Annotated in this window: 5 protein-coding genes; 4 read left to right on the plus strand and 1 reads right to left on the minus strand. The window is 41.6% G+C overall.

The window, feature by feature from the left end; all coding sequences use genetic code 11:
- Positions 1–16 precede the first annotated feature (16 nt).
- From fusA2 to QTN47_RS06965, 4 genes are all read left to right on the plus strand, one after another.
- Complete coding sequence (gene fusA2, locus QTN47_RS06950) at positions 17–2,152, plus strand: elongation factor G2 (RefSeq protein ID WP_369328620.1); 2,136 nt, start codon at positions 17–19, stop codon at positions 2,150–2,152.
- A 1,265-nt stretch (positions 2,153–3,417) separates the two neighbouring features.
- The gene (locus QTN47_RS06955) at positions 3,418–6,549 is read left to right on the plus strand and encodes a SusC/RagA family TonB-linked outer membrane protein (protein ID WP_369328621.1); all 3,132 of its coding nucleotides are present in this window, start codon (positions 3,418–3,420) and stop codon (positions 6,547–6,549) included.
- Between the two features lie 20 nt (positions 6,550–6,569).
- Positions 6,570–8,231: a RagB/SusD family nutrient uptake outer membrane protein gene (locus tag QTN47_RS06960; protein WP_369328622.1), complete on the plus strand. Its 1,662-nt coding sequence runs from the start codon at positions 6,570–6,572 to the stop codon at positions 8,229–8,231.
- Between the two features lie 37 nt (positions 8,232–8,268).
- Positions 8,269–9,429 (plus strand): hypothetical protein, encoded by a 1,161-nt coding sequence (locus QTN47_RS06965; RefSeq protein WP_369328623.1) that lies wholly within the window; start codon positions 8,269–8,271, stop codon positions 9,427–9,429.
- A 244-nt stretch (positions 9,430–9,673) separates the two neighbouring features.
- On the opposite strand, the gene QTN47_RS06970 is transcribed toward QTN47_RS06965, so the two are convergent.
- The gene (locus tag QTN47_RS06970) at positions 9,674–12,487 is read right to left on the minus strand and encodes a TonB-dependent receptor (protein ID WP_369328624.1); all 2,814 of its coding nucleotides are present in this window, start codon (positions 12,485–12,487) and stop codon (positions 9,674–9,676) included.
- Positions 12,488–12,699 lie beyond the last annotated feature (212 nt).

Raw genomic sequence — 12,699 nt, forward strand, 5'->3', positions numbered from 1 at the left:
TAAAAAACATTTTACTATGGGAGAGTTTGATACATCACACGTAAAAAGTATTGTCTTGCTGGGGCATGCGGGCTCCGGCAAGACAACATTGGCGGAATGCATGCTGTATGAAGCAGGCATTACGTCCCGCCGCGGAACAATTACGGAAAAAAATACAGTTGGCGACTATCATGAAATGGAACAGGAACGGGGAAATTCCATCTTCAGCAAATTGATGCATGCCAAATGGCGCGGCTATAAAATAAACATACTTGACACGCCCGGTTATGATGACTTCACGGGCGAAGTTATAGCAGCACTACGCGTTGCAGATACAGGCGTAATGTTGTTGAATGCAGCCATGGGAGTAGAAGTAACTACTGACCTCATCTGGCAGTATACAGAACAGTTTAAAACACCGATGATATTCGCTGTTAACAAGCTGGATGATGACAGTGCAGACTTTGATAAAACTGTCAGCCAGGCCAAGAGTCACTTCGGAACCAAGGTATCGGTTGTACAATATCCAAGACAGCAAGGTGCAGGATTTCATGAAATTATTGATGTGCTGCGCATGACCATGTACAAGTTTAGGGATACCGGCGGTAAACCCGAAAAACTGCCTATTCCGGACGACGAAAAAGAAAGAGCAGATACGCTTCACAAAGAACTGGTTGAAGCAGTTGCGGGTAATGATGAAGCACTGATGGAAAGATACTTTGACAAAGGCGAACTGGATGAAGATGAAATGAAAGAAGGATTGAAAAAGGCGATGATACATCACGATATATTTCCATTGTTCTGCTTATCCGCCGAAAGAAATATGGGCAGCGGCAGGCTGATGGGCTTTATCGACAATGTTTGTCCCAGTGCCAATGAAATGCCCCCACAAATAACAAAGAACGGAGATAAGCTACCCTGCGATTCAAATGGCCCTGCATGCATGTTTATCTACAAAACGGTAACAGAACCACATGTGGGAGACCTTTCCTTCTTTAAAGTTTATTCCGGCACCATTAAAAGCGGATGTGACCTTGAAAATGAAACAACCGGCGTTAGCGAAAAACTCAACCAGTTATTCCTTGTTGAAGGCAATAAACGCATTAATACAAATGAGCTTGTTGCCGGAGACATAGGTGCAACGCTTAAGCTGAAAAATACCCACGTAAACAATACGCTCCATGCAAGGGGAAAGAATTACGAATTAAAGCCGGTAGAATTTCCCCCACCAAACATGACCGTGGCCATTGAGACAATAAAAAAAGGTGAGGAAGAAAAACTATCACAGGCACTTCACCAGTTACGCGAAGAAGATCCTACATTGATCATTGAATTCTCTCCCGAGCTAAAACAAACACTCATTCATTGCCAGGGTGACATGCATCTTTCCGTTGCCAAATGGAAGATAGAAAACATCCACAAGCTTGATGTAAAGTTTACGCGAGCCAAAATACCATACAGGGAAACCATTCGCAGTTCCGCGGATGCCAATTATCGCCACAAAAAACAAAGCGGTGGCGCCGGTCAATTCGGAGAAGTGTATATGCGCGTTGAACCGTGGTATGAAGGCATGCCGGAACCAACAGGAATGAATGTTCGCGGAAGAGACTCGTATGATCTCGACTGGGGTGGGAAACTGGTGTTTTATAACTGTATTGTCGGCGGCGCCATTGATGCACGTTTTTTGCCATCTATTCTGAAAGGCGTAATGGAGAAAATGCAGGTTGGCCCGCTTACCGGTTCTTATGTGCGAGATGTGCGTGTGAGCGTTTATGATGGCAAAATGCATCCGGTAGACAGCAATGATATCGCCTTTAAGCTGGCTGGCTTGCAAGCCTTCAGACAGGCTTTTCAGCAAGCTTCCCCGCAGATACTGGAACCCATTTACCAGGTGGAAATATTGTGTCCGGACGAGCTTACAGGAGCCGTAATGGGTGAACTGCAAACCCGCCGCGGCCTGGTAGAAGGCATTGAAGTTGAAGGCAACTTTCAAAAGATCATTGCAAGAATGCCATTGGCTGAAATGGACGGATATTCATCATCACTTCGATCTCTTACGCAGGGAAGAGCAAAATTCAAAAGTAAATTTTTGGAATACTTCCCGGTGCCCTACGAAATTCAGCAAAAGCTGATTGAAGATTACAAGCACAAGGAAGAAGCGATGGAAGTGTAATGAGCTGTAAGCTTATAGCTATCAGCTATTAGCGCCCGCCTTTGATTGACTTAGTTATTATAAAAACTGCGAAGCCATTGGTTTTCGCAGTTTTTTTTATCTCCTACAGAGATCTACTGTAACTTATTGTGACTCGCTACATTCGCCGCTTCATTCAGCTAATAGCTTAGGGCTGACAGCTAACAGCCAGTTCAACGCTCTGCTAAGCCTCCTCTTTCTAAGCTTACTCTATTTCTTGTAGGTATGTATTGACAAGCGCTTATATTAGCGTCATCCTCCACTTCAACAGGTAAGTAGCTAATAGCTAAAACCTTTTGCTATTAGGTTTTAGATCAAATTAGCATAAAAAAAATTTTTTTATTTCTTTAACAACTTTTATATTAGTTGTTCATTATTCGAAACTAACGTAACCAACATGCTTGCAACTCCCACTGTGTTTTTAACACCCGTCAATCGCAAATTATTTTGTGACTTAGAAAATTTTACAACTCATTTTTTTTTGCAATTAATGCAATAGCGCAGCAAAAAATTGTAGGCTGGTTTATTGCTAATTGCCCCATACAAACGTAACCAACATGCTTGCCATTAGTACTGTTGTTTTTAACACCCTTCAATCACAAATTATTTTATGACTTAAAAAATCTTGCAATTCATTTTTTTGCAATTAATGCAATAGCGCGGCAAAAAATTGCATGCCGGTTTATTGCTAATTGTCCCAAACTAACGTAACCAACATGCTTGCCACTCGCACTGTTGTTTTTATCACCCTTCAACACAAATTATTTTATGACTTAGAAAACTTTGCAACTCATCTTTTTTTGCAATTAATGCAATAGCGCGGCAAAAAATGCAGGCCGTGTTCTTGCTAATTATCCCAACTAACTTAACCAACATGCTTGCAACTCCACTGTTCTTCCTAAAAAGAACTTCAACCCAAATCAGGGTCTGAACCATAAAATTTAGCGATTCATTTTTTTTGTTTTTTGGGCGATTTGTGCAAATAGCGCAGCAAGAAATTGCAGGCGGCATTATTGCTCATTACCCAAACTAACTTCAACTCGCACGTTTTTTTTTAAAAAAACATCAACCCCAACCGGGGTATGAATCAGAAAACTTTGCAACTCATTTTTTTGTTTTTTGGGCAACTTATGCAATAGCGCAGCAAGAAATTGCAGGCCGTGTTCTTTTCAATTATCTCAAACTAACGTAACCAACATGCTTTTTATTAACACCGTTTTTTTTAAAACTTTAACCTCAGTTAGCTTATGAATCAGAAAATTTCGCAGCTCATTTTTTTTATTTTTTTGGCAATAAATGCAATGGCCCAGCAAAAAACTACAGGCCGGGTTCTTAATGCCAAAACAGCCGAACCTTTAGCCAATGTAAGTGTACAGGTAAAGGGCACAAATACAGGCACTACCACAGATGCAAACGGAAAGTTTTCACTGCAGGTTCCAAATTCGAAGGCAGTATTAGTTATCTCATACACAGGATTTGCCTCCCAGGAAGTTACTGCTGGCTCAACAGATTTGGATAATATAAGATTACAGGAAGAAGCAAGCTCTTTGAACGAAGTTGTGGTTATCGGATATGGTACTGCAAAGAAAAAAGACGTTACAGGTTCTGTCTCCAGTATTTCACCCAAAAGGCTGATGGATAAGCCAGTGGCCAATTTAGGACAAGCCCTGCAAAATAAAGTGGCTGGTGTTCAGGTTATTTCACAAGGCGCCGGCGTTCCGGGAGCAAAACCTATGATCCGTATACGTGGAACTAATTCTATCAACTCCAGTAATGACCCTTTATTTGTTGTTGACGGAGTAGTGGGCGTTGCCAATCCTTTGTCTAATCTAAACCCTGCCGACATTGCTTCACTGGATGTATTGAAAGATGCGTCTTCTACTGCTATTTATGGTGCACGTGGAGCAAATGGTGTTATCATCATTACTACGAAGCGTGGTGTTAGCGGCAAAATACAGGTCGATTACAGTGGAAGCGGTTCTGTAGGCGTATTGCAAAGACATCTTTACACATTGAATGCCGATCAACTCATGTATGTTTATATGCAGGCGATGACCAATGGAACCAAATATGGAACAATCAATGCCGGAAAGGATTTCCGTGGACCAACAGCTTCGGGTCAGTCTTTTTCTGAAATGCCCTGGTTGTTCAAACAAGTGCCAAAAGGCAGCTATATCGTTCCTTTAGTTGGAAAAGATAGTAACTACTATGCTCCAATCTATAATTCCGATTGGGAAAGTCTTATTTTCAAGCCATCCTTTTCGCACGACCATCACGTTGATATTCGTGGCGGCAGTGAGAATGCTAAATTCTCTTTGGCACTTGGGTATACCGATCAACAAGGCTTAATGAAAGAGTCCTACTTTAAGCGTATGACCGCAAGGGTTACGGGCGATATCAAGTTGGCAAAGTGGTTAAATCTAAGCACTGCACTAGGATTTATTAAAAGTAAGCAATCTAATGATGATGGCATTACGCGCTCTACTGCTGAGGTTTGGAGTATTGTGCCTACAACTTATCCAAATGATCCTGCTCTTGGCTCCTATGCCGGTCGTTGGGGCACCAATGCAGATTTCAACGTGGGCGAACAATGGTACAATGTGCTTTTCAGAAGGTCGCAAATTTATGGCACCAACAATACTGGCCAGGTAACCGGTAATGTTACCCTTAATGCCAATATAACCAGGGACCTAAGCTTTAAAACTGATTTATCTATTGATTACAATGCTTATAAGAACAATAGGTATAGTGGAAAATTATACGGGGGTGATGGCAGTGCGAATATAGATGTATCTAATACTTACTATTGGCAGAACGAAAATTATTTTAATTACAATAAAACTTTTGGCTTTGATCATACTTTGAATGCTATAGTAGGTCTTTCATGGTCAAAAAACAGGTACGAGAATGTTTCTGCCTCCAACTCTGTATTCCTGTCTAATTTCTACGGTTATTCAAATCTTAGTGCAGGTGCGGCTACAAGACCTAACCCTTCAAGCGGCGACGGATCCAACGCTTTAAACTCTTATTTTGCCAGGATTAACTACGGTTATAAAGGAAAATACTTGTTAACCTTAACCGGTCGTGAAGACGGGTCTTCTAAATTTGGTGCAAACAATAAATATGGATTTTTCCCATCTGCAGGCGTGGCCTGGAGAGCTTCTGAGGAGAATTTCATGAAAAAATCCAAAGTCATATCCAACCTCAAATTACGCGCAAGTGTTGGTCGTACCGGTAACCAGGAAATCGGAAGTTATGTAACTCAATCTTATATTTCTACCGCCAGTGTTATAATGGGTGGTAGCACCTTAACCGGCCTTTATCCGAGCTCCGTTGGTAACCCTGACTTGAAATGGGAAACAACCATGCAGTCAGATATAGGATTAGAACTAGGGTTATTTGATGAAAGGATTAACCTTGGTTTGGACTTCTATCATAAAGTAACAAGTGATATGTTGCTTAATGTGCCGCTTCCTTATTCAACTACAGCAGGTAGCGTAAGACAAAACTATGGCAAGGTACAAAACGAGGGCATGGAGTTAGCGTTGAGCACTCGTAACATCGAAACCAATAATTTCAGGTGGGGTACCGATTTAGTTGTAACAGCTAATAGAAATAAGATCCTTCAGCTTGGCCCTACAGGCGCACCAATTTATGATCAAACAGGTGCAGGAAACGCCACTTCTGTTTTAATGGTTGGAAAGCCTATCGGTTCCTTTTTTGGACTTACCCGTGTTGGTGTATATAGCACGGAGGAAACTTCGTTGGCCGCCCGTTATGGTATGAAGCCAGGCGATTTAAAATTTTACGATAGAAACAATGATGGCAAAATTGATTTGCTAACTGATGGAAGTATTATTGGAAATGCATTTCCAAAATGGATCATTGGATTTAATAACCGCTTTGCTTACAAAAACTTTGATCTTGGACTTGACATTCAGATCGTGCAAGGCATAACCAAAGCATTTGTACATGAGTCTGCCGAAGATCGCCAGTTGGTTTCAGGAGGTTTGAATTCTACGCTTACAGCATGGCGACCAGATAACCAGAACACACAGGTTGCGCAAGTGCGTCCGGGAAACGGGGGAGCTTATTATCAGTCTTATACTGACACGCATGAAATGTATGATGGTTCATTTATAAGAGGTGCAAATGCTACACTAGGATACAGCTTTTCAAATAATGCTATCAAAAAAGCTGGTTTCCAAAAATTAAGAGTGTACCTGAATGCATCAAACTTCTTCCTGATCACTAAGGCTGCAGGATATGATCCTGAGGGTAGTTCACTTGATAAGCAAATTCCGTTGGTACCGAATACCGACAAATATCAATACCCGGTACCATCAGTTTATTCATTTGGTGTAAATCTCAGTTTATAATTTAATAAATCAATTCATACATGAAAGTTATTGCTATGAAAAATAGTATAGCTGTAAGACTCGTCATATTATTCTCTACAGCATCCACGTTGTTTCTTACAGGCTGCAAGAAATTTTTAGAAGAAAAGCCAACCTCTGCGTTAACTGATCAATACACATTTACCACGGCTGCAGAAGGAAGCGCGTTAGTTATCGGAGCCTACAGATCTATGGCCTCTTATACCGGTGGCGCGGGTGATTGGGGCAATTATCTTCCTGCAACCCTTGAATATCCTACCGGTAAGGCATATACTTCAGATACGCATGTACAGTTTTGGAAATTTCAAACGAATCAAACTACCGGAGGCTTATTGCAAGACTTTGATAATTTCTGGAATAACAATTACCAGGGTGTTAGGGATTGTAACTTGTCGATCGCGAAAATACCAGGAATTACTGAGTGGTCGCCAGCTCAACGATCTGCAGCACTTGGAGAAGTTCGTACCCTTCGTGCATGGTATTACTTTAACCTGGTACGTTATTTCGGCGACCTGGTAATGGATACTTCAGTTCTTAAAAGCGTTGCTGATGCCCAACAACCCCGCTCTTCTCTTAAGGCTATTTATGATAACGTAATTATTCCTGACCTGGAGTACGCTGTAAAGCAGAGCAGTTTAGCCGATGCAAAATCTACCAATGGCCGGGTGACCAAATTTGTGGCCAGAACAATTTTATCTGATGTATATCTTACCTGTGCAGGCTATCCTTACCAGGAAGTAGCAACGGATCCAACTAAAAACTGGTGCGTAGACGGACTGTTTGCTCAAAGTACATACCCGGTTAATACTTCAAGTGCCAGGGACTTTTTAACAAAGGCACAGGAACAACTGAACGTGTTATATGGTCAGTATACTTTAGGTACCTATAATGATCTGCATAACCCGGCAAAAAATAATTCCGGCGAAGCAATTTTTCAAATTCAATACCTGACCAACGTAAGTGAGATGACAGGGATCATAGCTGCTGCACTTCCAGGTCTCAGTCACGTTTCCATGTTCGGTGATGAATATGGCACCTTTATACCGAGCATCGGCTATTTTAATTCTTATAATCCGGCTGATTTACGTATCAAGGACCGCCAAATGTTCTATTTCTCCGATACAAAATCAACTAAATATGATCCGGCTCAAGGGCCTGCCGATAAATTTAGTCAGCCGCATTTATACAAATATTATGATTCAGTGGCAATCAAAAGTACTGCCCACTCTTCATTGAACTGGACAATTTATCGTTACGCAGATGTATTGTTGATGCTGACGGAAGTAAACTGGACCCTGAAACAAATAGGCGGAGCTGCTACAGATCAGGATATCATTAAAGGAATTAATGAAGTTAGAACACGTGCAATGCTGCCCACCTATCGTGCAAGCGATGTGAACCTTTTCAACATTATGAGTGAACGTGCTTATGAATTGGTATTTGAAAATAAAATGCTTTGGGATCAGCGTCGTACACGTAAATGTCTTGTAGATGGCGTTGGCTCATTTGCAGGAATCCAGGATTTCGTTGGACATCAGCCGGTAGGGTTTAGTTTTGCGTTCTCTAAAATGAATTTACTATCTCCAATTTCACAAAATGAGATCGCTACTAATGGAAAGTGCTTTCAAAATTTTTCATTCCTTCCTACCCAAAAAGGGCAATAAAACTGAAACAGCATTACTAATTAATTATAAGTATAAAATGAACAATAGAATTTCATTACTATTAATCGTCTCAATAATATTTAGCTGCAGTTGTACTAAGCAGGATTATTTTAATATTCCTACCGATGGGAATGGAAATGCGGTTATAACGACCGTTTCAACCTGCACATCACCTGGTATTACATTATTGGATAGCGGTTTTGTGGTGAATGCCACGCTCCCTAACGCAAAGGCAGGAGATATTATGACCGTTGAGTTACTTAAGTCCCAGGTACCAGCGGGCGGTGGCAGTGAGCAGTTGCTTCCTTTAGCCGGTACACAAAAACAAATTACGGTTGATAAAGATTTAAAAGCCACGGTAAATTTTACCAGACAGGAGGCTAAGATGAATGTGCCCGGAGATGTTGTTACAGTTACTTTTGCCGGCAAAACAGAATCTGCTTCAGTTGTGGTTACTATGAAAAAGGCACTAACCGTATCAACCCCACAGTACAATGGCAGTGCCATTAATGTGGTGCGCGGTGCCGGCACGGCTGAAATGAAGATCATGGTTCAGCCAGTATCTTACAAGTACTTAGGTTCAGTAGAAGTGAAGAAAAAAAATGGGACCAATGATGCATGGGTGAATGTTGGTAACTTCCCTTCTGAATCTGCAGTACCTATTTCTGGTGATGATTTTGCAGTTGGCAAAGATACCATGTACTATTCTTTTATCTCTAAAGTCAATAATTTTGCCGATACTGTGAAAGTTTCTGTTATCAACAACAATCCTTATTTCTTTTTTAAGAAATCCGGAGTACTTGAACTTGGCGGATCAAAAGCTGGTGTGAATCTGTTGATCAATGCGAACGTCACAGCAACGGATGCTAATGCTATGTTGGCTATTGATAATAAATCAATCACCCTGCATGGCGGTTCAGCCTGGATTGCCGCAGGAAATTCAATATCATTCGTTCCTTCAACACTTGCGCAGTATAATCAAAACGATCCGGTTAGCACCCAGGCTGCCTTCGCGTCTGGAACTCCAACAACTACCGCTGATCCTGTCGCTGGTGAAGGCGTTTACATTTTCAAGCTTGTAAACAACGGAGTGGAGTATTACGGTATGTTGAAAATAGCAAATGCTGTTCCGGGTACATCATTGGGCTATGAGTATCGTATTGGAAACCTGTATTCACAACTTGCCGATCTTAAATAAAGTTTCATTTTCATATCATTAAAATAAAAGTCGCTGAAGGTTCAGCGACTTTTATTTTAATTGTCAATAGAAATTTTATAACCTTTTTTACTTTTGGTAAATAATTTATGCAAAGCTTTTTAGCAATTAACGCTCTGCCAGGCCTCCAGGCTTAGCAGCCTCACTCTATCGCTTGGCAGCGATCTTCCTCCCACACCAGGCTTCGCATTAATCGGCTAATAGCTCATAGCTGACAGCTCACAGCTTAAAAGCTTAGTCCCAGTTTTGCAAAGAACCTTCTGCCATCAAATCCCATTTGAACAGGATCCCATGGGCCTCCTGATTCACCGTCGTAAGCAGACATGTTAGCACCCTTGACTATACCAAGGTCTGGATGGATATTAAACACGTTATCGCAACCAACAGAAACTGATATTTTTTTGGAGAAGCGGTAACTCAGATAGAGATCACTCACCAGCTTTCCGCTATAGTTAAATTGTTCAGGAACCAGTTCGCCGGTCTTGTCCAGCGCTACAAGCGGAGGATAAGTGTTTTCATAACCGTAGCCCAATATTTCTATCTTACCAAAGTATGTAAAGTAAGTACCAACGGAAAGCTTATCAAATCCATATTCAAGATTTAGTCCCAGTTTTACTGGCGGAGCGGATGCCAACACATATTTCTGTTCGCGGTCACTAAAAAATGACTGTTGGTGTTCATATGTATCATTCAGCGCTTCAGGTATATTAATCTTATCAATAGTCATATGCTGGAAGTTACCGGCAAACAATGCTTTAAAGCTATTTTTCTGCCAATGTTTTGTGTAGTTGAGAACTACATCGAGACCATAATTGGTGGTATTTACAGCGTTCGCATAAAACTGGGCCTGCGCTACATTCAACTGTTCAAGAATTGGTTTAATCGCTTCTACTGATTCATCAAATTGTCCGGACAATACCACACGATCTTTGATCTTTACCATATATCCATCCAGAGTAACTGTAAACTCTTTTGAAGGCTTCCATGAAAAGCCCAGACTGGCATTCACTGATTTTTCCTGTTTCAGGTTGGGGATACCTGCAGCACGTGTGATCGGACTATAATTGGGTGCAATCTTCACTTCAAAGATCTTTCCTCCCTGCACATTGGTGAACGTATTACTGAAATTGATCTGTTGCAATGATGGCGCTCTATAGCCAGTACTTACCGAACCGCGTATATTAAAGTTGCTTGTCAACTTGTACCGTGTATCAAACTTGTAAGTGCTTAAGAAACCAAAGTCGCTATAGTTTTCCATTCTAATCGCCACTCCAACCAACCATTTATTTGTAACATCCATTTCACCATCAATGTATAAGCCAATGTTAGATCTGTTTGCTTTTATCGCATCAGCAGGCTGAAATCCCGGAAAGCCTTGTGCGCCTGCAGCTACATTTGAAGTATCGCCACTTGCGTTAACCACTGTTTTATTGGGATCATAATTTTTGTAAGAAGCCTCTTCACCTTCATAAATACTGTACCGTTCATAACGGTATTCAGCACCAAAACTTAAAGTAAAGCCCTTGGCGATATTCGCGTAATGCCTACTTACATCTGCATTGATGGTATTTTGAATAAAGGAAAAACCGCCGTCATCAAAGCGGTTCCTGTTTGCGCCTTCTGCATTCAGAGAAGCGTTGAATGTTTTAGTTCCATAGTAGTGAAAGTTGTTTCCTCCAATGGTGTTACTAACATCCCAGTTCCAGTTATTTCCAAAGGAGCCTTTAAAACCAAAGGCAAGTGATCCATCAGAGATATGCACGTTCTGCAGGGGATTGAAAAATATTTCGCCTGTATTTCCCGGCCCCGAATAATGCATTATTCCGGGGACAAATGTTAGCGTTCCGTTCGCATCTGTAGGAAAACGCCCGGGCCTGTCCGAAAAGTTTCTCGTATAAGCGTATGCTTCCGATTCCTTGTAGTTATATCCGCCAAAGAAATAGAAAGACGTTTTGGAGTTAGTAAAAGGCATTTCAGCATTTAACATCCCTCCCACACTCTTAATGGAACCGTTACCATGTGCTCTGCGCCCCGTATTAACGGGGAGCGCATTTGCATTGGTAGTCACATTTGTATCAGGCACCTGTCTGAAAGTCTTGCCCTGAGAAAAAAGATTGGCTGACAAATTTATGAAGCCATTGTTTTTGCCAACCGGCAGTCCGTAGTTAAGCCCCAGTCTTACCGCATTTCCGTCAAGCTGGTTGCCTGTTACGTATTGTTTCGGATCTGCACTGTTCAACGGATTGTACTTATGGTCATAATAGCCGGCCCATCCGGCATCTACGGCCAGGTGCTTTACATCTTTTTTTAGAATGATATTGATAACACCAGCTATGGCATCCGAACCATATTGAGCCGAAGCACCGTCGCGCAGTATTTCCACCCTATCGATACTTGCTTCTGGAATGGCATTCAGATCAGTTCCTGAATTACCACGTCCTCTTGTGCCAAACAGTGCCACAAATGCTGTCTGATGCCTTCTTTTACCATTGATTAAAACAAGTGTCTGATCCGGCCCTAATCCACGCAGTGTGGCGAGATCGATGGCATCGGCACCATCACTACCACTTTGCCTGTTATAGTTAAATGAGGGAGCCAGCACATTCAACAAAGAAGTAAGATCCGTCTTTGCAGTTGTTTGCCCCGCCTGGTTAACATTGATCACATCAACCGGCACAGGCGTTTCCGTACGAATACGGCCACCCCCACGAGAACCCACCACAACTACCTGCCCCAATTCCGTTACAGCAGGATCAAGACTGACTTCTACGTTTGTCTGTCCATTAATCTGAACAAATTTTACCGCATATCCTGTATAGCTTATTTCAAGCTGATCTTTTGATTTTGCATTCACGGAAAACATTCCGGAGGCATCAGTTAATGCTCCGGATCCGGTTGACTTAACTTTTACCGATACACCCTGCATCGGTTGCTTTGTAGTACTTTCAGTAATTTTTCCGCTAACTTTTATGGTCTGAGAGAGAGCTGCCGTGGCGTTCAACAAGAAGAACACTATCAGCGAAGTCAGGTGTTTCTTCATAAACGTGGTTTGTCTATGAAGTTAAACCAAAAGAAAACAAACATCGTTTAAAATAAGCTTTAAAGGAAGACCGTAAGACGTGTAAGACATGTAAGACATGTAAGACACGTAAGACAGTAAGATCGTAAGAAAGCTGTTGCGAATGCGGCAGGTTCTCAAAACATAACATCTTACTATCTCACTTTCTTACTATCTTACGAGGTTCTATCTTC

Source organism: Danxiaibacter flavus (assembly GCF_041060425.1).
In the GTDB taxonomy this organism is placed as follows: domain Bacteria; phylum Bacteroidota; class Bacteroidia; order Chitinophagales; family Chitinophagaceae; genus Danxiaibacter; species Danxiaibacter flavus.